A 21007-nucleotide genomic window follows, 5' to 3' on the forward strand; every position below is an offset into this window, starting at 1 on the left:
AGTATGGCCGAGGAAGCCAAAACCGGAAGCGGCGTCTGGGAGACGATCAAAACCATCGTCTACGCCTTGCTGATCGCGGGCGTCTTTCGCACCCTGTTCTTCCAACCTTTCTGGATTCCGTCCGGTTCCATGAAGCCGACATTGTTGATCGGGGATTTCCTCTTCGTCAACAAAATGGCCTATGGCTACTCTTACGCCTCCTGCCCCAGCCTGATCATTCCCAGCGTAGGTCTGAATATCGACGCGGAAGATATCTGTGGCTGGATGCAGGGTGACGAGAATACGCGCTTGCTGGGTGGTGAACCTGACCGCGGCGATGTGATTGTGTTCCGCCATCCGGTTACGGGCCGTGACTACATTAAGCGCCTTATCGGCCTGCCGGGGGATCGCGTGCAAGTGCGTGATGGCGTGGTGATCCTTAACGGGACCCCGGTAACACAAAAACCTGACGGCGTGTTCACTGAGATCGCCGAACCTCAGGGTCCGCAGGGCCTGCGCCCGCGGTGCTCGAACGGTCCTGTCGGGATCGGTGGCGTTTGCGAAAAAGAACGCTTTATCGAAACGCTGCCAAATGGTGTCTCTTACGAGGTACTGAACATCGGCAATCAGGGGGCAGACAATACAGGCGTCTATATCGTTCCCGAAGGCCACTATTTCTTTATGGGCGATAACCGCGACAACTCCAGTGACAGCCGTTTGCCGCAGTCTGCTGGCGGTGTTGGCTACGTGCCCTACGAAAACCTGATCGGTCGGGCTGATCGCATCATGTTCTCGTCCGCTGGTCGTTCCATGCTGTTCTTCTGGACGTGGCGTGGCGATCGGTTCTTTGAGGCGGTCAATTGAAGCTATCGGCTGAAATGAAGGCGTTCCAGCAACGTCTGGGGTATGAATTCAAAAGCCCTGAGTTGCTGTTACGCGCACTTACCCACGGATCGGTTTCCTCCTCCACACGGCCCGACAACCAGCGTCTGGAGTTTCTGGGCGACCGGGTGCTGGGATTGGTGATGGCCACGGCGCTGCTTGAGGCCGACAAAAAGGCCTCGGAAGGGCAGCTTGCTCCGCGGTTCAATGCGCTGGTCAGAAGAGAGGCTTGCGCCGACGTGGCGCGCCAGATCGATCTGGGGGCGGTGCTGAAGCTGGGCAGATCCGAGATGCTGTCTGGTGGTCGGCGTAAGCAAGCTTTGCTGGGCGATGCGATGGAGGCGGTGATTGCCGCCGTCTATCGCGATGCAGGGTTTGAGGCGGCGCGCGATGTGATCCTCGCGCTATGGGGTGATCGCATCCACAATGTTGAGGCCGACGCTCGCGATGCCAAGACATCCCTTCAGGAATGGGCGCAGGCCCGGGGGCAAAAACCACCATCTTATGTCGAAGTATCACGCAGCGGTCCTGATCATGCACCGGTGTTCACCATAGCCGCCCGCCTGCAAGACGGGACCGAGGCCCAATCGACCGCCGGATCAAAGCGCCAGGCCGAGCAGGCGGCAGCCAAAGCACTGTTGGCTCAACTCAAGTAGCACACGGTCTCAGGCCCGGATTGTTACAGTTTTTCAATCTAACTTGAGGTCTATGGCAGGTTATCCATCGCGATTGTATCTGAATGTTATCTGCTTTGGCGCTAGCCGAAACGCGACGTGTCAAAGCACATCAAATACAACGAAGTGAGGCGGACCAATGCAAAGTGCAAAACTGACCACCGTGAATATCGGCTTTCTTTTCATCGCCGGTTTCATCGCCACCATCGCATTCGATTTCTGGGGGCAGGTGATCAGCCCCGGAATAGGATGGGCCAATCTGTCACCTGAGGGACTTGCGCAAAGCCTGTTGTCCAGTCTCGGATTGCCGAGCAACGCCTTTCTGGGCTTTTTTGTCCACTTCTACCTCGTTGGTCTGATCGCCTATCCATTGGGATGGTTCCTGATCTTCAAACCGATCTGGGTTAAGGTTTTAGGGCCGGTCCATATGTTCGCGGCCTCCGCGATTTACGGGTTCGGATTGTGGGTCTTTGCCTTGGGTGGCATCACTACCCTGTCGGGTCTGCCGCCTTTCCTCAACTTCACAGGGATCACTTGGGTCGCGCTGATCGGCCATGTGCTTTATGGCATCGTTATGGTGGCTGTCCTGCGCCTGATCGAGCGCCAGCACGCATAAAGATCGAGGGGCGTGTCACGCGCCCCTCAAACCACCCGGATATATCCGGTTAGCCCGGTTTTCTGATGTTCTATCACGTGACAGTGGAAAGCCCAGTCTCCGGGATTGTCTGCCACCAGCGCAATCTCGGCCACCTCATCCTTGAGCAACAGCATCGTATCGGTCATCAGTGGCGGTAGTTTGCGTAGGTTAGAGCGCAGAGGCACGAAGGCCAGCCCGTGCAGATGGATTGGGTGCAGGTTCGGGGATTCATTGCGCAGACGCAGGATATAGCTTTTACCCATTTCCAATGTTGCCAATGGCCCTACGTCTTTTGCAGCGTCGCCGGGCCAGGGCGTCCGGTTGATCGACCAGAAACTATACCCCAGCGAGCCACAGAACCCGTCGTTTGGCGCGCCGCCTTCTGGTGTCCAGCCAAACACGAATTCATGCAATTCGGCGTTTGCCAGATCCGGTTTTGCCACAGGATTCAGGGGAAGGGGCTTCAATTCACGCAGATCGCGTGACAGGGATTGGCCGACAGCACGCAACTGTGCCATGATGCGATGCTTCTGACCGGGAATCTTGGCGATCAGGTCGACGGTTTTGCCTTCCTCAGGGGGCATAGTCACGGCAAAGTCGATGCGCTGACCGGGGCCAACCAGCATGGGCCCCTTGGCGCTGGGCATTTGCACCTCAATCTCGACTGGGTGTCCGTCCCAAGCGATGATCCTCGCCTCAGTACCCTCAAGGTGCAGTTTGTAGATGCGCGTCGTGTCGGTGTTGACCACGCGCAGGCGCACCAAGCCGCCTGCTGGGTGTTCATAGCTAGGTGAATCCAGCCAATTGGCCGTCAGTACATTGCCAAACGTACCAGATCGCGCCGCTCCGCGCGCGGTATATGCGGGCAGGAAGGCACCTTCCTCATCCAGCCGGAAATCTCGTAGGTTTATTACCTGATCAGCGTCGAAACCCGGGTCTTCCGGCTCGGCTATCACCATTACACCTGTCAGGCCGTGGGCCATCTGCTCCATGGTCATACAGTGCGGGTGGTACCAGTAGGTGCCGGCATCAGGTGGCGTGAATTCATAGTTGAACACTTCATCCGCACCCATTGGCATTTGGGTGAGGTACGGCACGCCGTCCATTCCGTTTGGGATACGCAACCCGTGCCAGTGCATCGCTGTATAGTCCGCGGTTGCGTTGTGCACTGGCAGTTTCATGACTTCACCCTGGCGCCCGTACAAAACTGGCGGAGGCGCATTCGGCGACAGGCTGACCATTCCGGTCGTCATTTGCTCACGGAACCTGAAGCTTGCAGGCTGAATGACCAGATCCTGTGCACCACTGCTCGCAGCCAATCCGAAACCGCCCAGCCCCAATGCGCCTGCAGCGGCTCCGCTTCCCAGAAGAAACTCGCGACGTTTCATGTCTTGCCTCGTTGAAATGATAGTCACCTGGCTTGGAATGGCGGGGTGCAGTTGAATGCTGCCATCTCGGGTGCATGGCTGCAATGCGACAAAACCCTCTGGTCCATATGGGCTTTCTGCTATAGGGATGCGCACTTGCTAACAGGATCGCAGGACACATGACCACACGCGCCGGATTTATCGCCCTGATCGGAGAGCCCAACGCAGGCAAATCCACCCTTTTGAACCGCATGGTCGGGGCCAAGGTCTCAATCGTGACGCATAAGGTGCAGACCACCCGCGCCCGTATTCGCGGTGTAGCGATGGAAGGTGATGCGCAGTTGGTATTTGTGGACACGCCGGGCCTGTTCAAACCCCGTCGCCGTCTGGACCGCGCCATGGTCGCCGCCGCATGGGGCGGAGCTGCGGATGCCGACGTTGTTGTGCTTATGGTCGAGGCGCATCGTGGCATTACCGAAGGCGTGGAACGTATCCTCGAGGGTCTGGAAGAGATCGGTCAGGGCCGCACAATCGCGCTGGCCATTAACAAGATCGACAAGGTCCCGTCCGAGAAGCTGCTGGCGCTGACGAGCGAATTGAATGCGCGCTATCCCTTCGCTGAGACCTTCATGATTTCCGCGGAGAAGGGACATGGTGTCGACGATCTGCGCAAGTGGCTGGCGTCCGAGCTACCCGAAGGTCCTTGGCTGTACCCCGAGGACCAGATTGCCGACCTGCCTCTGCGCATGATCGCGGCTGAGATGACGCGTGAGAAGCTGACCCTGCGCCTGCATCAGGAACTGCCCTATCAGTTGACTGTAGAAACCGAGAACTGGGAGGAGCGCAAAGACGGTTCTGCCAAGATCGATCAGGTCATCTACGTAATGCGCGACGGCCACAAAGGTATCGTGCTGGGCAAACGGGGCGAAACGATCAAGGCCGTCAGTCAGGCGGCACGGGCCGAGTTGGAAGAGTTCCTTGACCGCAAGATCCACCTGTTCCTGCAGGTCAAAGTCCGACCCAACTGGTTGGAAGAATCCGAACGGTATTCGGAAATGGGTCTGGATTTCAAAGACGGCAACGCATGAGCCGCCTGACGGCTGAATTCTGGGTCCATGCCTATCTGGCGCGGCTGCGGTTTCAGGAGATACCAGCCTTTGTCGTGGCCCATGGCGACGACACTGCCGGTGCAGTACTGGTCAAACTGAACACGTTGGACGGTCAGGCGATTGCTTTTCAACGCAGCTTTGACTTGATGAGCGGCGAGCGCAAATGGGTTGAACTGTCCAATGGGGCAGAGGTGGACGTGGACAGCGCCATACAGCGACAGCGCAGCTTTGACCCTGATCTTTGGGTGATCGAGGTTGAGGATCGGCAGGGGCGCCACTTGCTTGGGGAGGAAGGGTTGGAGTAAACCTACCAACCGCTCGTTTTTGCGGCAATGTCGTGGCCGGTCGCATGGGGTGCGCCACCTGCAAATTCCCGCACCTTGGCAGCAAACTCCCTGAAATAGGGCTGCGCCTGCACATGCGCTAACGTTTCCGCACTGTCCCAACGGCCCCAATGAAACCGGGTCGTTCCATCATCCGCTACCGCCACTTGGTAGGTGAATTTCCCTGCTGCTGCCGGATCAGAGTCGATGGCAGATATGAAGGCTGCAGTGGCGTCGATCCAGGCGCTCTCATTGCCTTCGTAGCTATACGTAATCGTAATTCCGCGCATGATATCTCACCTTTATTTAACTATTAAGTTAATTAAAGGATGTGCCCCATGTGCGTCAAGCGTCATGCGGCTACAACAAAACGCAGGATAGGGCTGGCATGCGCACGGTGGGCTCAACCGACTTGTCGATAGTGCCCATCATGCCAATCCAACCCCTTTAGCTTTACTGACCGCGAATGCGATCAGCCGTTTTCACCAAAGTTAACAAAGCTCATCTTGTTACCATCCAGATCACGGGCATAGGCTCCAAAAAAGTCCGGGCCATATTGCGGGCGCGGGCCGGGGTCACCTTCGTTTGTGCCGCCATTGGCCAGCGCCGCTGCGTGGACTTCGCGCACCTCGTCTTCGCTTTCGCACAGCAGGCCGACCATGTTTCCGTTCCCGGGAGCCGCCGTTTTCTGATCGTGTGGCATCGATACCCAGACTCGCCCGCCGCCACGCAGCTCGTAACAGACTGCGTATGGCATGTATTCAGCGACAACCTTGCCACCGATTTCGGCCATGACCGCGTCGTAATAGGTGCGGGCCTTGGCGACATCGTTTGAGCCAATCATGACATAGTTGAGAGACATGGTTTTAATTTCCTTTAATGAGAACATAAAGAGAACAATAGCCAAAGTGCCCGTTATGTGCAATTCGTTTGTCCGACTGTATGAATACCTTCGGCCAGTTTCTGCCTTGCGCGTATGACGGGCATGAGATTTCCTGCGGGCGCATCTGATAACTGAACGGACCCAAACTTGGACTGGCGCGATCACGGCATACTTCTGACCTCTCGCCGCCACGGTGAAACGGCAGCGATTATCGAGGTCTTTACTGAAGGTCATGGCCGGCATGCAGGCGTCGTGCGCGGGGGCACCAGCCGCAAGATCGCGCCAATACTGCAGCCGGGTGCGCAGCTGGACGTCTTGTGGCGTGCGCGGCTTGAGGAACATATCGGTACTTTTCAGGTCGAACCTCTCCGCTCTCGCGCTGCTGCGGCGTTCTCAGGGCGATTGGCGCTTGCAGGACTGAACGCAGTCGTGGCGCTTTTGTCCTTTTGCCTGCCCGAACGCGAACCCCATCCAGCCATTTACAAGCAAACTGAACAACTCATGGATCTGCTCGGACAGGATGACATCTGGCCGCTGGCTTATCTGCGTTGGGAAATGGCGTTGCTGGAAGAATTGGGCTTTGGCCTTGATCTTAGCCGATGCGCCGTGACTGGTACGACTGAGGGTCTGATTTATGTTTCGCCAAAATCAGGGCGTGCAGTGAGCGCTGAGGGTGCAGGCGAATGGGCTGACAGGCTCTTGCCTTTACCACCGTGTCTTCTGGGCGAAGGGCAGGGGGCTGATGATGAGATCGCCCAGGCCCTGGGAACAACTGGATATTTTCTTGAGAATCGGGTTGCACCTGCATTGGGTCACAATCCATTGCCTGATGCGCGGGCACGATTTGTGGATCAGTTCACTCGGCGGCTTTGAACACCATCTCGTGCCCGTCTTCGTTCCGAAGGATCAGGATATCGCCTGACACTTCAGACTGGGTCATGGCTATGAGCGCGGCGAAATAAAACCCTTCGGCCTCAAGTCCAGCACAGGCCGCACGTGTGGCCGTTAGATTCTGGATTTCGAACCAGGGGTATGGTGCACTTAGCGTACCGGTATAGCTATTGCACGGGGCATTGCCCGCAATCTTGCCCTCTTCGGGAAAGCGCAGCAAAGCGCTGGCCTCGTAAGGCTGCCCATCGATTTCCTGCAACACCCATGTCTGGTCTGCCGCACCATAGGCTGCAACGGTTTCGTCCTTATCACACTGGAAAAGGGCCAGAAGAGGCAGGGTCAGGATTAGGCGCGTCATGCTGATTTCTTATCCATTCCGAGGTGCTGGGGGAACAGGTGTCCTGGATATTAGTAGGGTATCGCACCGCTCAGCAGTTCTTCGCGAACTTCCATGCGCGGTCTCCAGTTGTATCTGGTGTCCTCGCGAACCGGTGCCCAGAACAGCGCACCGCTGTTTCGCCAGGGATCAAGGATGATGCCGTCATTCATCGACGCCCCCTTTGCGCTGATCGCCGCGGAATGATGGATGATCCGGAACGCGGTTGGAGGTGATGTAACCCAATGCAGGTCAAGCGTCCGGAAGTTTTCCTGTCTCAGGCGTGTGGTCATGGCCTGGGCCCAGTCATTGCAAAGGCCGCGTTCCCTTAGGCCGTTTGCGACCTTTGCGTTATGGACTATCGCCGGATCGGTGATGTTCCATTCCCGAGCCAGTTGTTGAGAATAGGTATACGCAATCGAAGCGGCCTTCCGGGCCTCAGCAGGATCGACAGCAGGACTTAGGCTTTGAATGGCCTGCGCCAGTTCGTTGATATCGTCCTGGCTGGCAGTCGGCGGTGATGTTGTACAGCCACCCAATGCAAGGGCTGCCAAAGTTGCCCAAAGTGCAAATATCAGTTTTGTCATAATGGTTGCGCCAACTACTCGCCCGAGCCTGTATTCTTTGTCGGTTGCTCTATCCGGGATCAGAGGGGAAGCAAAGGGGAAGAAATCGCATCGGCAATTCAGGGCTGAAATGAGATTGGCTGAAGCTGTCGCATAAAGTTGTAATCTCAGGTGCGGGTGAGCATGCGTTCTGGCGCAACAAAAGACCCGGCACAGGACCGGGTCAAGTTGGGGAAACAAGAGGTTTTTGTTTGTGTCAGCTCAGCAAGCGGCGGGCGATTACCTGTGCCTGAATTTCGGCTGCACCTTCAAAGATGTTCAGGATCCGCGCGTCGCACAGCACACGGCTGATCTTGTATTCAAGCGCAAAGCCGTTCCCGCCATGAATCTGCAGGCCGTTATCAGCTGCGGCCCAAGCCACACGCGCGCCCAGCAGCTTGGCCATACCAGCCTCAAGATCACATCGGTGGCCGTTGTCTTTTTCCCAGGCCGAGAAGTATGTCAGCTGACGTGCGATCATGATCTCAACCACCATCATCGCCAGTTTGCCCGACACGCGCGGGAAGTTGATCAGAGATTTGCCGAACTGTTTACGCTCCTGCGCGTATTGCATGGCAATATCCAGAGCGCTCTGAGCCACGCCAATGGCGCGTGCTGCTGTCTGGATGCGGGCGCTTTCAAAGGTCTCCATGAGCTGCTTGAAGCCCTTGCCTTCTTCGCCGCCCAGCAGGTTTTCACCCTTTACGTGGAACCCATCAAAACCCAGCTCGTATTCCTTCATGCCGCGATAGCCGAGCACCTCGATCTCACCTCCGGTCATGCCGGGGGTAGGGAACGGGTTGTCGTCAGTGCCTGGAGTCTTTTCAGCCAGGAACATGGAAAGCCCACGGTGATCGGTGGTGTCCGGATTGGTTCGCGCCAGCAAGGTCATGACATGGGTGCGCGCAGCGTGCGTGATCCAGGTCTTGTTGCCGGTGATCTTGTAGTCACCGTTTTCATCCTTGACCGCGCGAGTGCGCAGGCTGCCGAGGTCAGATCCGGTATTAGGCTCGGTGAAAACGGCGGTTGGCAGGATTTCAGCACTGGCGATCTTGGGCAACCACTGCGCCTTTTGTTCGTCTGTGCCACCTGCAATAATCAGTTCGGCCGCAATTTCGGAACGGGTCCCCAACGAGCCAACGCCGATATAGCCACGTGACAATTCTTCGGACACGACGCACATCGAAGCCTTGGACAATCCAAAGCCACCAAACTCTTCGGGGATGGTCAGGCCAAAGACACCCATCTCGGCTAGTTCCTCGATGATCTCAATCGGGATCAGTTCGTCTTTGAGGTGCCACTCATGCGCGTTTGGCTCGACTTTCTCCAGAGCATAGCGCCGGAACTGATCGCGGATCATCTCAAGCTCTTCATCAAGACCGGATGTACCGAACATGGTGGCGCCGGACTGCTCTTCCATCAGTTGGACCAGACGTGTTCGGGCTGCCTGTGAATTGGCCTGAGCCATCAGCGTTTGCACTTCGCTACATTGGAAGCCCGAGAGAGCGTCCCATCCCAATCCCAGATCCTGCAGGCGCACAACCTCGCCCTGGTTCATCGGGATGCCGCCGGCGATCTGATGCAAATACTCGCCAAAAGCAATCTGGTGCAGCAACTGCTCCATCTCGCCAAAGTTTCCATCAGCATCCAGAGACTCAGCCCAGCGCTGCATCTGCAGCAGAGACTGGTGATAGGTGGCTAGCCAGGACAACCCGTGTGCCGCTGTCTGATTGGCCTCGACCAGCGCGCCCGAGATTTTGTCGTCTTTGCTTACCATCGCGCGAACCGAAACGCGTGCGCTGTCAAACACGGACTGGACTGCCGGAAGCGCAGCTTTGGTCAAAGTCAGAAGATCTGGCAAAACCGCTGATGCAGTCATGTTCGTTGTATCCTGTCCGTCATGGGCCATGAATCACGTCCTTTTCTGGGTCGTCTGGTCATATCATGCTGCACGTGCAGCGCAACAAAAATACGCATTAGACCCATAAATAGTTCAAAAATTACCTAAGCGTTTTTGCGATGCAGAGAATTTTCCCGGTGGTATGTAGGGTATATGACGCTGTTTTCATTGTTTACACCTCAAGATCTGTTGCTGGCTTTTGCAGTTGCCTTTGTGGCTGGTTGGGTCAAGGGCATGGTCGGGTTTGCCATGCCGATGGTCCTGATCTCAGGACTTAGTACGACCTTGTCTCCAGACCTTGCGCTTGCTGGTCTGATCTTGCCGACACTGGTCACCAATGGTGTTCAGGCATTGCGTGAAGGTGCAGCTGCCGCGCTGTCGTCTATCCGACAGTTCCGGGTTTTTCTGAGTGTTGGCCTGATCTTTCTGTTGGTGGGCGCGCAACTCGTCAGTTTGGTACCCGCCCGGGTTTTCCTGTTGATGATTGGGGTACCCGTTACATTTTTTGCTTTCATTCAACTGATTGGGTTCGCGTTGAAGCTCGACAAACCATCGGCGCGAGTGGAAGCAGCAATTGGTGCCATTGCTGGATTTGTCGGTGGGATGTCTGGGGTTTGGGGGCCACCAACCGTCGCTTATCTGACTGCGTTGAATACGCCCAAACGAGAGCAGTTGCGTGTTCAGGGGGTCATATACGGGCTGGGCGCGGTTGCGCTGGTGGTTGCGCATCTGGGGTCGGGTATACTCAGATCAGAGACCTTACCCTTTTCAGCGGCATTGATTGTGCCTGCTTTGGCGGGGCTATGGGCTGGCATGCTATTACAGGATCGGATTGATCAGACAACGTTTCGCAAAGTTACGCTGCTGGTTCTTTTGATTGCCGGGCTGAATCTTCTGCGGCGCGGCATTTTTGGCTAATGCCTCAGGCGCGACGCTCCATAAAGCGAAACGCGAAATAAAGCCCCAGCATCAAAAAGAACAATCCAGACAAGTCACCGATGAGGTAGGCGATATACTCGGCTGTTGCGCTTCCGAAGGCAAGATTGGTCAATCCGGAAACGAGGAACGAGGTAATCACGCCGACACCCATGACGCATATCCAGCAGGGGCGCTTGTGAGCGGCAGGAAACAAATCCCAACCCATCCATTTGCACAGATAGAACACTGCAGGTGCCGTTGTTACCGCAATGACTATTGCCATCAGGCGGCTGGGTGTGAAGACATCTGACCCTGCGAGAAACGCAAATACGATAAAAACACCGGGTAGCAGTGCGAATATCGCCCGCCAACCAAGTAGCCAGGCGGCAAGAACGCGTACTCCGTGGGGCAAAAACAGCAGGCTCGCCCGGCTTGGATATTCGGGAAAGAACGCGTTCTGCAGTGGCATCAGGACCTCGAAGGTCAGGAAAGATGCCACTACATATGCCAGTGAGGCAAAAAAAGTATCAGATACCCAGGCGCGCATTCACATCAGCCATTCACGCGCCGTCTGAGCGCATCACCTGGGAGCATGAACGACGTAACGACCCCGGTTGGCGTTACCGCTTTGCGAGAGGTAACCTTTCTGAACCAGCGATTTCAGGGCGCGGAAAAACGTCGGGCGCGATACGCTTTGGACCAAAGTGTGTTCGATCAGTCCGAAAGTACGGACTTCCTTGTCGTCTTTGGAGAGCTCTTCGGCCGCATAGTAGATGTCGCGCTCAACCGGAGATAGTTCCTCCAGACCCAGAGTACGTTCCATGCTCTGCATGAGTTTGCGCAATTCAGTGAGTTTCGAAATCTCAGTCATGTCCTTAACCTATTATATCCAGTGTCAGTGACCGCAACGCTGCGACTGTTTGAAACGCATCAAATAGCGCGTCTCATATTGACACTCATCCCCCTTCGAATACAGTACCTATATGATTAGGCGCCTCAATTCGCGATTGTGAGTGAGTTCGCATGAGGTGCCCAAAGGTTCTTTCAGCTGCAGCCCGGTGCAAATGCGCCGGGCTTTTTTCTTTCGATGGTTTTTGTAACTAAACTATGACAGCACACCGGGCAATGAATTTGTATATGCATGAAGCAAAATACAACCAAAGGATGATCTGTCGAAGGTCGTGATCGCCAAGAAAAAAGGGGGCGTTGCCGCCCCCTGTCATCAGCCGATTGCGACGGCCTTAATATCGTCGTCGATAAATGGCAGATATTGCTCGAAGTTTTCAGCAAACATCTGAACCAGTTTGTCGGCTTGTTTATCAAACGCAGCCTGATCGTCCCAGGTCCGGCGTGGATCAAGCAGCACTTCGGGCACGCCAGGGACTGAAACAGGGACATCAAATCCGAAATTCGCGTCCTTGCGGTACTCGGCATCAGCCAGCGATCCCTCGAGGGCTGCAGTCAGCAGCGCGCGAGTTGCCTTGATCGGCATCCGGCTGCCAACGCCATAGGCCCCACCGGTCCAGCCTGTGTTTACCAGCCAGCAGGTTGCCCCGTGCTGGGCGATCTTATCGCGCAGCAGGTTGCCATAGGCCTCTGGACGGCGCGGCATGAAAGGGGCGCCAAAGCAGGTTGAGAAGGTCGGCTGAGGCTCGGTCACACCACGCTCGGTGCCAGCAACCTTGGATGTGAAGCCGGACAGGAAGTGGTACATCGCCTGTGCCGGGGTCAGCCGCGCGATCGGAGGCAGAACGCCGAACGCGTCGCAGGTCAGCATGATGATGTTCTTGGGGTGTCCACCCAACGCGCTGCTCGAAGCATTCGAGATATACTCCAGCGGATAGGCGCAGCGCATGTTCGCTGTCAGCGAATCATCGTCGAAATCCAGTTCTTTGGTCTCGGGGTCGAAAACCATGTTCTCGATCACTGTGCCGAATTTCGAAGTTGTCGCGTAAATCTCAGGCTCGGCTTCGGCGTTCAGATTGATGGTCTTGGCATAGCAGCCGCCTTCGAAGTTAAAGGTGCCACGGTCCGACCAGCCATGCTCATCGTCACCAATCAGGACACGAGCCGGATCGGCAGACAGAGTGGTTTTACCTGTTCCGGACAGCCCAAAGAACACCGCTGTGTCGACCGGGTTGCCGACGGCGTGGTTGGCCGAGCAGTGCATCGGCATCACACCTTTTTCAGGCAGCATGTAGTTCAGCAGGGTAAAGACCGATTTCTTGTTTTCACCCGCGTATTCGGTACCACCGATCAGGATGATCTTGCGGTCGAAGTTCAGCGCGATAACGGTCTCGCTGCGGCAGCCATGCTTTTCAGGGTTCGCCTGAAAGCTGGGGCAGTTAATAACTGTGAAATCTGCAGTGAAGTCATCCAGATCCTCACGATCGGGACGGCGCAGCAGGTGGCGGATAAACAGGTTATGCCAGGCCAACTCGGTGACCATGCGCACGTTGATTGAGTAGGCAGGATCTGCACCGCCCACGAGATCCTGCACGAAATAATCGCGGCCCTTCATATGCTCGAGCATGTCGGCATAGAGAGCGTCGAACCCTTCCGGGCTCATCGCGGCATTATTTTCCCACCAGATGGTATCGGCGACACTGTCGGTTTTGACGACATGCTTGTCCTTGGGCGACCGGCCTGTGAATTTACCAGTGGTGACCAGAAAGGCTCCGCCATTGCCAAGGGTGCCTTCGCCGCGCTTCAGCGCCTCTTCGATCAGCGCCGGCTCCATGAAGTTGTAATAGACATTTCCCAGACCCTCGATGCCCTGATCTTCGAGGCGGAATTGCGGGTTAACCCGTCCAGATGTCATGCGTTTCTTCTCCTGTGGCGGCGCGACGGCGGTTAGGCCGGGGTGCGCTCTTGGGGCAGTATGCCGGGAATAACCGGCGGATGAGCGGGTCTTATCATGGTCGTTCGGGGCATGAACAGGACGGTTTGGCGCAGTTAGCGCAACCAAGCGCAGGTTTAGCGCAACCAAGAAATTACTGTTGAAATTCTGAGCGGGTTTCCTGCTGAATGTACGGCTTTTTTGCCGCATCTGTGTGGCAACAATCGCACGATTCGCAGATACGGATTGATTCGCCGCCTTAAAAACGCCAGAAATGCCATACTAATAAGCGAAATATTGCGTATGAGAGCAGGAATAGGGGTAACCCGATGTCTAAGATTGCACTGGTGGATGACGACAGAAACATTCTGACGTCCGTTTCCATGACGCTCGAGGCCGAGGGGTTCGAGGTCGAAACCTATAATGACGGGCAGGCAGCCCTTGATGCATTCAACAAGAAATTGCCGGATATGGCTGTGCTGGATATCAAGATGCCTCGCATGGACGGAATGGATCTATTGCAGCGTCTGCGACAGAAAACGCAGATGCCGGTGATCTTCCTAACATCCAAGGATGATGAGATTGACGAAGTCCTGGGTCTGCGAATGGGGGCGGACGACTACGTCAAAAAGCCTTTCTCGCAGCGACTTCTGGTAGAACGCATTCGGGCATTGCTACGTCGTCAGGAAGCAACTTCTGGTGATGCGACAACTGCAAACACCGGCGATACCAAGGTAATGGAGCGTGGCGAACTGCGCATGGATCCATTGCGTCATGCGGTAAGCTGGAAGGGAGCGGATGTTTCGCTGACAGTGACCGAGTTCCTCCTGCTGCAGGCGTTGGCTCAGCGTCCGGGCTTTGTCAAAAGCCGTGACCAGTTGATGGATGTGGCTTACGACGATCAGGTGTATGTCGATGACCGAACCATCGACAGCCATATCAAACGCCTTCGCAAGAAGATGCGCGCTGCTGACCCTGAGTTTTCGGCCATCGAAACGCTGTACGGAATCGGTTACAGATACAACGAAGAATAGGCGCGGCCGTTTTTAAGGGGTAAAGGGGTCTCGTGCGCGACACTGAACAAGCCAGCGAAATGCGGGACGGCGATGTCGTTCTAGGGGATGATTGGGTCATCCCGCAGGATTCCGAGTCTGCTGAAATGAGTGCTCGCCGTTCGCGGCGCAATCTGTTTTCGTTACGCGGCTCGCCGCTGGCGCGGAAAATCATAACCTTCAACCTGATTGCTCTGGTGATTCTCGTCGCTGGATTGCTCTATCTCGACGACACGAGAAAAGAACGTGTTCAGGAGACGGCGCGGAATCTGATCGGCGACGCATTGTTGGTCAGCAACGTGTTTGAAACGCAACTGCGGCAGGCCTCAGTAAACCAGCCGCAAGATACTGCCGATCTTGATGTGAAAGACACTTTGTCCGGCCTCAGTCTACCTGAGGGAGGAGAGCTGTTCGTTTACGATGGTACCGGCACTCTAATCGGTTGGACACGCGGTGCTTCTCCTGCATCTGAGCTGCCCGTTCTACTTAGATCAGACGCAGACCTGCCGACCGGAGGAACGCTGATCAGCGATGCGCTGAATGTCGTCTGGGTTGGGATATCTGGTGTATTCAGTGGATCCAACCAGGATGAAGCGCCTACGCTTGCTCAACGTGTTCAGGACATGATCCCGACCGCTTTGCAGGGTGGTATGCAGGTTCAGGCAGTGTCTGATGCCGCTGGGGATACCGTAATTGTCGCCGCCACTCCGATTCTGCGTGAGGGTGTGCCTGTAGGGGCCGTTGCAATGGCCGGTCCCGCTGGTGAAATTGACGCTCTGGCCCGCAAAGAACAGGAGCGTATTCTGCAGATGTTCGTCGTTGCGCTTTTGGTGTCGATTGGTCTCAGCCTTGTGCTGGCCTCAACCATCGCCAACCCGCTCGCCGATCTTGCTGCGGCAGCTGAGATGGGAAAGGACCGCGGCGCAGGCGTTAATCCAGGACGCATTCGTATCCCTGATCTGAGCGCAAGACCTGACGAAATCGGGCGTCTGAGCAGGGCTCTGCGTGGAATGGTGACCGCGCTCTACAATCGCATTGATGCCAATGAACAATTCGCAGCGGATGTCGCGCATGAGATCAAGAACCCTCTGGCAAGTCTGCAATCCGCTGTTGGTACGTTGCGCATGGTCAAGCGCGAAGATCAGCGAGATAAACTATTGGGCGTTATCGAGCATGATGTTCGACGGCTGGATCGGCTGGTCAGTGACATCTCGAATGCCTCGCGGTTGGATGCCGAGCTTGTCAAAGAAGAAGAGCAGCCCTTCGATCTTCTTAAATTGATCGGCAATATCGGTCAGTATCTGGGCGAAGATGCGCGTTCGAAAGGCATCGACTATATCACGGACCTGCCTTCAGAGCCGATCGTTGTGAACGGCCTTGAGGCTCGCCTCGCTCAGGTGTTCGTCAATCTGATCACCAATGCGATATCTTTCTGCGAAGAACATGACGCCATTCGGGTCTGGGTCCGCCAACGCGAAAACCGTGTTCTGATCGTGGTCGAAGATACTGGTCCGGGCATTCCGGATCAGGCCCTGACCAAGGTTTTCAAGCGGTTCTACTCCCAGCGGCCGGAAGAGCATTTCGGCAACAACTCCGGTCTTGGGCTGGCTATTTCCAAACAGATCGTCGAAGCCCATGGCGGCGTGATCTGGGCCGAGAACATTCGACCGACAGAAGCGGACATCACATCGGATCCGCTTGGTGCCCGGTTTGTTGTCGGGTTACCTGTCTAGGTCATGGGCACAGATAACCTGTCCGATCTTGCAAACAAAGACACGGCACGTGTTCACGCCACCTGTGTTTCGGTTGAGGGTAGAGCGGTTTTGATTTTGGGCGATTCAGGCGCCGGAAAATCAGGGCTGGCACTAGAATTGATGGCCCTGGGTGCGGATTTGGTGGCTGATGATCGGGTGGATTTGCGGATGCAGAGTGATCAGCTTTTTGCAGATGCGATTCCATCAATCAGAGGGCTGATCGAGGCGCGCGGTATCGGCTTGTTAAAGGCCACCTCATGCGGTCCTGCGCCTGTGCATTACGTGGTTGATCTAGGACAGATTGAGGAAAGGCGTTTGCCGGACCCCCAGATGATCAAGGTCCTGAGGCAAACTGTTCCCTTGCTTCGCGGAGATGGTGTACCCAATTTGGCTGTAGCACTGATACAATTTATGAAAATGGGACGCGTAGATCCGCAATGGCCGAGCAAATAACTTCGCAACGGCGCATCGTCCTAGTGACAGGGCCTTCTGGCGCCGGCCGGTCGACTGCGATCCATGTCTTGGAAGACCTGGGTTTTGAAGCGATCGACAATTTGCCGATGGGACTTTTGTCCCGATTGCTGGACGGTCCCGAGCCCGCGCGCCCAATGGCGCTGGGCATCGATGCGCGCAACCGGGAATTCTCAACGATCGGGTTTATTGAACTCGCAGAGAAATTGGGGAGGATGGAGCAGGTTGATCTGACCGTACTCTATCTGGATTGCAGTAACGAAGTATTGCTGCGTCGTTTCTCCGAAACCCGCAGACGGCATCCAGTGGCCTCAGGTGCAAGTCCTGAAACCGGCATCCTGCAGGAAAAAGAACTTCTGCAGCCCATACGCGAGATCGCGGACACCCTGATCGACACAAGCGTACTGAACATTCATCAGTTGCGGGAAGAGGTGGAGCGTTGGTTCGCACCTCAAAGCGGTCGGCATCTGGCGGTTTCCATCGAATCGTTCTCCTACAAGCGCGGCTTGCCGCGTGGGTTGGACATGGTTTTCGATTGCCGGTTTCTGGCCAATCCCTATTGGCGGCCGGAATTGCGGTCTGAAGATGGTAGAAATCCCGATGTTGCGGCCTATGTTCAATCCGATGCCAACTACGATCCTTTCTTCGACCGGGTCGTGGATCTGCTCAAGGTGTTGCTTCCTGGTTTTCGGGCTGAGGGCAAAGCGCATCTCTCGGTGGCCTTCGGCTGTACCGGCGGCCAGCACCGTTCGGTCTCCGTGGCGGAAGCGGTTGCAAAGGCCCTTGCAGAAGGGGGGCAGCAGGTGGCAATTAGGCACCGCGAAATGGAGCGTCGATCGTTGAATGTGAGGCCGGATTGATCGGGATCGTAATCGTAGCGCATGGGGGGTTGGCTCAGGAGTATCTGGCCGCCATGCAGCATGTCGTGGGACAACAGCCCGGTCTGGTTGCGATTGCAATTGAAGCGGACCACGATCGCGAAGCAAAACAAACTGAAATCTGTCGTGCTGCAGATGAGGTGGACGTTGGAGACGGTGTGGTTGTCGTAACCGACCTCTTTGGCGGTAGCCCATCGAATCTGAGCCTGCGCGCTTGTGCGCCCCAGGATCGCCGTATCCTTTATGGGGCGAATCTACCGATGCTGATTAAATTGGCCAAAAGTCGCCACTTGCCCGTGGCCGATGCCGTGCGGCACGCAATGGAGGCTGGACGCAAGTATATCAATACGCAAAATGTGACGTTGGATTGAGACCGGACTGATTGAATATGGCTAACCGAAGCTTGAGAATCATTAATGAAAAAGGACTTCATGCCCGCGCTTCGGCTAAGCTTGTAGAAGTAGTCGAGGGGTTTGACGCAAGGGCAGAAGTTTCAAAGGACGGACTTTCTGCGTCAGGCGACAGTATCATGGGTCTTTTGATGTTGGCAGCCTCTCGCGGAACCACTATTGACGTCGAGACGTCCGGACCGGATGCTGAGGCGTTGGCAGAAGCGTTGGAAACCTTGGTCAACGACAAGTTCGGGGAAGGTTTCTAGGCACTGCTCTGCCACGAGACGAAGAACGGGAAGACCAGGAATTGGCGGAAACCGCGCACGATACCAAGACGAATACCGTGGTGGATGGGACCACAGATCAGGGTGAAGTCTACGACCGTAGAACTCTGACCTATGCAAACTCGTTCGACGACGCATGGACCTCGACTGCGATCCGCGCAATCGAATGGTGCACGGGTAAGCTGACCATTCTGCGGATGGTCAACAAGTTCGAGAAGAAGAACGAGTACTACCGTGGCCAGAAGTTCTGGGGCGGCGCGCTTGAGGTCATGGGGATCGACCTGACCACCCCTCAGGAACAACTCGCCCGTATCCCAAAGGAAGGACCTGTTGTCGTTGTGGCCAATCACCCGCATGGGATGGTGGATGGCATGATTCTGGCTGAACTGATTGGTCAGGTGCGCAGTGACTACCGTATTCTGACGCGTTCTGTGCTGACTGGGTTGGACGAGGCGGCAACGTCTTTCATGATCCCGGTTCCATTTCCGCATGACCCCGAAGCTCAAACCAAGATGCTTGAGATGCGCGGGAAAGCGATGGCTCATCTGAAGGCAGGGGGCGTCGTAGCGTTGTTCCCATCTGGCGTAGTCATGTCATCAGACGATTGGTTCGGCCCTGCAGTTGAGCGCGAATGGAACGTATTCACAGCCCAGATGATCCGTCGATCCAAGGCAAAGGTTCTGCCGATCTTCTTCCCGGGCAGCAACTCGCGCTGGTATCAGATCGCGAACAAGTTGTCGCCTATTCTGCGGCAGGGGCTTTTGCTGCATGAAATCGTTCGATCCTGCAACAAACCGCAATCGCCGGTCATCGGTGAGCCGGTTTCCGACGAAGACATGCAGTTGCTGGAAAAAGATCCGCGTGGGTTTATGGCATGGCTCAGAAAGCGCACAATGTCGCTGAGCCAGAGTTCGAATTCTTGAATTGATCGCAGACCCGAGTATTAGCCCGCAATCGCATGCGGGCTGAAATTGTCATCGGGTTGGTACCGGAACTTCACCGCGATAGTCATAGAAACCACGTTCGGTCTTACGACCCAGCCAACCTGCTTCGACATATTTTGTCAGCAAAGGGCAGGGGCGGTACTTGGTGTCAGCCAGCCCGTCATGCAACACGTTCATGATCGCGAGACAGGTATCCAGCCCGATGAAATCGGCCAGTTCCAAGGGTCCCATCGGGTGATTGGCGCCCAGCTTCATGGACTGATCGATAGATTGGACGTTTCCGACACCTTCGTAGAGTGTGTAAACCGCTTCGTTGATCATCGGCATCAGGATACGGTTCACGATGAAGGCCGGGAAATCTTCGGCACTGGCCGCGGTCTTGCCCAGCCGGTCCACAACAGCTTTGCAAGAGTTATAGGTTGCTTCGTCAGTCGCGATACCCCGGATCAACTCGACCAATTGCATGACCGGCACAGGGTTCATGAAGTGAAACCCCATAAACCGCTCAGGGCGGTCGGTCCGGCTGGCGAGACGGGTGATCGAGATCGATGAGGTATTCGATGTCAGGATCGTGTGTGGCAGCAAATGTGGCTGCAGGTCCTCGAAGATTGCCTGCTTGATCGCCTCGCGTTCGGTAGCAGCCTCAATCACCAAGTCGGTTTGGCCCAGATCCGGCAAGCTTAGCGTTGTTGTGATGCGCTTCAATGCTGCCTGCATCGCTTCATCAGAGATCTTTCCGCGCGATGCCTGGCGGGCCAGGTTGGCTTCGATCGTCACAATTGCACTGTCCAGCGCCTCTTGGCTGACATCGTTCAGCAAGACATCATAATCCGCCAACGCCATGACATGAGCGATTCCGTTGCCCATCTGTCCAGCGCCAATCACTCCGACTGATTTCACATCCATGTTCAATGCCTTTGTATCACGGGATACCGCGACACTATCGGCAGACGGGGGGCAGCAGCAAGGGGATCAGACCCATCGAATTCGCTTCAAATGCGCACATTAGGAATTTCTCAAGACCTGAGGCTGCAAGATGGCAATTGGGTGAAAAAATTGGGTGAGTGTCATGAGCTATCATCATGCGGGTTCGGATGGGCCAGTAGATTCTGTTTGCCAATACACTGGATCGAAACTGTGGTTCCGCGGACCGGAGCGATCTTTGGATGCACCCTACATAGCCTGTGTTGGAGGAGATGAGACGTTCGGGCGATTTGTAGGGCATCCTTTTGTGGATTTACTGGAAAGTCGATTGGAGAAGACCTGCGTCAATCTTGGGAGCCTTTTCAATGGGATCGAGGCGCTTTCCCTAGATGCGGGCATGCTCAGGATCGTCAACGATGCCGAACTTTGTGTGCTGCAACTGCCGAGCGTTTTGTCTCAGTCGAACCACTTTTACCGCGTCCACCCGCGCAGGAATGACCGTTTTCTCGAACCGACCCGTGATCTGCTTTCGCTGTATCCCGATGTAGATTTCACGGAAGTGCACTTCGTGCGTCATTTGCTGGCCCGGTTACAAACCCATTCGGACGCAAGAATAGAAGCTGTTGCTCAGGAGCTCAGTTCGGCTTGGGTATTGGGGATGAGATCGTTTCTTGAGCGGGTTACGGCCCCGGTTCTTCTCCTTTGGTTGCATGTGAACGACCAAGATGTGTGGGAGGATGCAGGACCTACTGAAAGAGATTTGGTGCCCGTCACACAAAGCATGGTGGACCAAATGCGGCCACAGTGTGTGGGTTGCGTGGAACTTCAGGTTCAGACGGCGGGTGCATCAGAGGAACTGGAGGATGCCATGTTCGGCAGCCTTCAACAGCCGATGGCCTTGCATTGTCTTGGACCATCGGCACAT

General features: G+C 55.7%; 25 protein-coding genes. 15 read left to right on the plus strand and 10 right to left on the minus strand.

The window, feature by feature from the left end; all coding sequences use genetic code 11:
• Window positions 1-3: 3 nt before the first annotated feature.
• From lepB to E1297_RS22025, 3 genes are all read left to right on the plus strand, one after another.
• The gene (gene lepB, locus E1297_RS22015; RefSeq protein WP_155142291.1) at window positions 4-843 is read left to right on the plus strand and encodes a signal peptidase I; all 840 of its coding nucleotides are present in this window, start codon (window positions 4-6) and stop codon (window positions 841-843) included.
• Window positions 840-1517, plus strand: coding sequence for a ribonuclease III (gene rnc, locus E1297_RS22020; protein WP_155142293.1), 678 nt, complete (start codon window positions 840-842; stop codon window positions 1515-1517). The genes lepB and rnc overlap by 4 nt, the downstream gene beginning before the upstream one ends.
• A 157-nt stretch (window positions 1518-1674) precedes the next feature.
• Window positions 1675-2151, plus strand: a complete 477-nt coding sequence (locus tag E1297_RS22025) for a hypothetical protein (RefSeq protein WP_155142295.1) — start codon at window positions 1675-1677, stop codon at window positions 2149-2151.
• Between the two features lie 26 nt (window positions 2152-2177).
• Here E1297_RS22025 and E1297_RS22030 read toward each other — a convergent pair whose 3' ends face one another.
• The gene (locus E1297_RS22030; protein ID WP_155142297.1) at window positions 2178-3560 is read right to left on the minus strand and encodes a multicopper oxidase family protein; all 1383 of its coding nucleotides are present in this window, start codon (window positions 3558-3560) and stop codon (window positions 2178-2180) included.
• Window positions 3561-3718: 158 nt separating this feature from the next.
• Here E1297_RS22030 and era point away from each other — a divergent pair, with 158 nt between their 5' ends.
• Both era and E1297_RS22040 read left to right on the plus strand, forming a co-directional pair.
• Window positions 3719-4627: a GTPase Era gene (gene era, locus E1297_RS22035; protein WP_155142298.1), complete on the plus strand. Its 909-nt coding sequence runs from the start codon at window positions 3719-3721 to the stop codon at window positions 4625-4627.
• Entirely contained in the window at window positions 4624-4953 is a 330-nt protein-coding gene (locus E1297_RS22040) for a DUF1491 family protein (protein WP_155142300.1), read from the plus strand. The genes era and E1297_RS22040 overlap by 4 nt, the downstream gene beginning before the upstream one ends.
• Window positions 4954-4955: 2 nt before the next feature.
• On the opposite strand, the gene E1297_RS22045 is transcribed toward E1297_RS22040, so the two are convergent.
• Complete coding sequence (locus E1297_RS22045; protein ID WP_155142302.1) at window positions 4956-5261, minus strand: hypothetical protein; 306 nt, start codon at window positions 5259-5261, stop codon at window positions 4956-4958.
• 182 nt (window positions 5262-5443) lie between these two features.
• On the minus strand, window positions 5444-5833 hold the full coding sequence (locus tag E1297_RS22050; RefSeq protein WP_155142304.1) for a VOC family protein: 390 nt from the start codon (window positions 5831-5833) through the stop codon (window positions 5444-5446).
• A gap of 168 nt (window positions 5834-6001) precedes the next feature.
• On the opposite strand from E1297_RS22050, the gene recO reads away from it, so the two are divergent.
• The gene (gene recO, locus E1297_RS22055; RefSeq protein WP_155142306.1) at window positions 6002-6727 is read left to right on the plus strand and encodes a DNA repair protein RecO; all 726 of its coding nucleotides are present in this window, start codon (window positions 6002-6004) and stop codon (window positions 6725-6727) included.
• Here recO and E1297_RS22060 read toward each other — a convergent pair.
• The 3 genes from E1297_RS22060 to E1297_RS22070 form a co-directional block, all read right to left on the minus strand.
• The gene (locus E1297_RS22060; RefSeq protein ID WP_155142308.1) at window positions 6711-7103 is read right to left on the minus strand and encodes an META domain-containing protein; all 393 of its coding nucleotides are present in this window, start codon (window positions 7101-7103) and stop codon (window positions 6711-6713) included. The two genes, recO and E1297_RS22060, sit on opposite strands and share 17 nt — an antisense overlap.
• A gap of 50 nt (window positions 7104-7153) precedes the next feature.
• On the minus strand, window positions 7154-7708 hold the full coding sequence (locus E1297_RS22065) for a hypothetical protein (RefSeq protein WP_155142310.1): 555 nt from the start codon (window positions 7706-7708) through the stop codon (window positions 7154-7156).
• Between the two features lie 235 nt (window positions 7709-7943).
• A complete protein-coding gene (locus E1297_RS22070) occupies window positions 7944-9605 on the minus strand; it encodes an acyl-CoA dehydrogenase family protein (RefSeq protein ID WP_209015930.1) in 1662 nt (553 codons plus the stop codon).
• A gap of 174 nt (window positions 9606-9779) precedes the next feature.
• On the opposite strand from E1297_RS22070, the gene E1297_RS22075 reads away from it, so the two are divergent.
• Window positions 9780-10544 (plus strand): sulfite exporter TauE/SafE family protein, encoded by a 765-nt coding sequence (locus tag E1297_RS22075; protein ID WP_155142314.1) that lies wholly within the window; start codon window positions 9780-9782, stop codon window positions 10542-10544.
• Window positions 10545-10548: 4 nt separating this feature from the next.
• On the opposite strand, the gene E1297_RS22080 is transcribed toward E1297_RS22075, so the two are convergent.
• The 3 genes from E1297_RS22080 to E1297_RS22090 all read right to left on the minus strand — a co-directional run bounded on the left by E1297_RS22080 (window position 10549) and on the right by E1297_RS22090 (window position 13365).
• Complete coding sequence (locus tag E1297_RS22080; RefSeq protein WP_209015926.1) at window positions 10549-11013, minus strand: hypothetical protein; 465 nt, start codon at window positions 11011-11013, stop codon at window positions 10549-10551.
• 111 nt (window positions 11014-11124) lie between these two features.
• Window positions 11125-11415 carry a hypothetical protein gene (locus E1297_RS22085; protein ID WP_155142318.1) on the minus strand — a complete coding sequence of 97 codons (291 nt, stop codon included), beginning with the start codon at window positions 11413-11415 and terminating at the stop codon, window positions 11125-11127.
• Between the two features lie 351 nt (window positions 11416-11766).
• Entirely contained in the window at window positions 11767-13365 is a 1599-nt protein-coding gene (locus E1297_RS22090) for a phosphoenolpyruvate carboxykinase (protein ID WP_155142320.1), read from the minus strand.
• Between the two features lie 347 nt (window positions 13366-13712).
• Here E1297_RS22090 and E1297_RS22095 point away from each other — a divergent pair, with 347 nt between their 5' ends.
• Genes E1297_RS22095 through E1297_RS22125 form a run of 7 tightly spaced genes read left to right on the plus strand, consistent with a single transcriptional unit; the run spans window position 13713 to window position 19137 of the window.
• Window positions 13713-14417 (plus strand): response regulator transcription factor, encoded by a 705-nt coding sequence (locus E1297_RS22095; RefSeq protein ID WP_155142322.1) that lies wholly within the window; start codon window positions 13713-13715, stop codon window positions 14415-14417.
• Between the two features lie 32 nt (window positions 14418-14449).
• Window positions 14450-16168, plus strand: coding sequence for a sensor histidine kinase (locus E1297_RS22100; protein WP_209015927.1), 1719 nt, complete (start codon window positions 14450-14452; stop codon window positions 16166-16168).
• Between the two features lie 3 nt (window positions 16169-16171).
• A complete protein-coding gene (locus E1297_RS22105; protein WP_155142324.1) occupies window positions 16172-16642 on the plus strand; it encodes an HPr kinase/phosphorylase in 471 nt (156 codons plus the stop codon).
• Window positions 16627-17520: an RNase adapter RapZ gene (gene rapZ / locus E1297_RS22110; RefSeq protein WP_155142327.1), complete on the plus strand. Its 894-nt coding sequence runs from the start codon at window positions 16627-16629 to the stop codon at window positions 17518-17520. The genes E1297_RS22105 and rapZ overlap by 16 nt, the downstream gene beginning before the upstream one ends.
• Window positions 17517-17909, plus strand: a complete 393-nt coding sequence (locus E1297_RS22115) for a PTS sugar transporter subunit IIA (RefSeq protein WP_155142329.1) — start codon at window positions 17517-17519, stop codon at window positions 17907-17909. Before rapZ ends, E1297_RS22115 begins: the two co-directional genes overlap by 4 nt.
• 17 nt (window positions 17910-17926) lie before the next feature.
• Window positions 17927-18196: an HPr family phosphocarrier protein gene (locus E1297_RS22120; RefSeq protein ID WP_155142330.1), complete on the plus strand. Its 270-nt coding sequence runs from the start codon at window positions 17927-17929 to the stop codon at window positions 18194-18196.
• Window positions 18197-18237: 41 nt separating this feature from the next.
• Complete coding sequence (locus E1297_RS22125; RefSeq protein WP_155142332.1) at window positions 18238-19137, plus strand: lysophospholipid acyltransferase family protein; 900 nt, start codon at window positions 18238-18240, stop codon at window positions 19135-19137.
• 51 nt (window positions 19138-19188) lie between these two features.
• Here E1297_RS22125 and E1297_RS22130 read toward each other — a convergent pair whose 3' ends face one another.
• Entirely contained in the window at window positions 19189-20070 is an 882-nt protein-coding gene (locus E1297_RS22130; RefSeq protein ID WP_209015928.1) for a 3-hydroxybutyryl-CoA dehydrogenase, read from the minus strand.
• Between the two features lie 157 nt (window positions 20071-20227).
• On the opposite strand from E1297_RS22130, the gene E1297_RS22135 reads away from it, so the two are divergent.
• The coding region (locus tag E1297_RS22135; RefSeq protein WP_196223381.1) for a DUF6473 family protein at window positions 20228-21007 on the plus strand (780 nt) is incomplete at its 3' end.

The sequence above is a fragment of the Roseibium sp. RKSG952 genome (assembly GCF_009711355.1).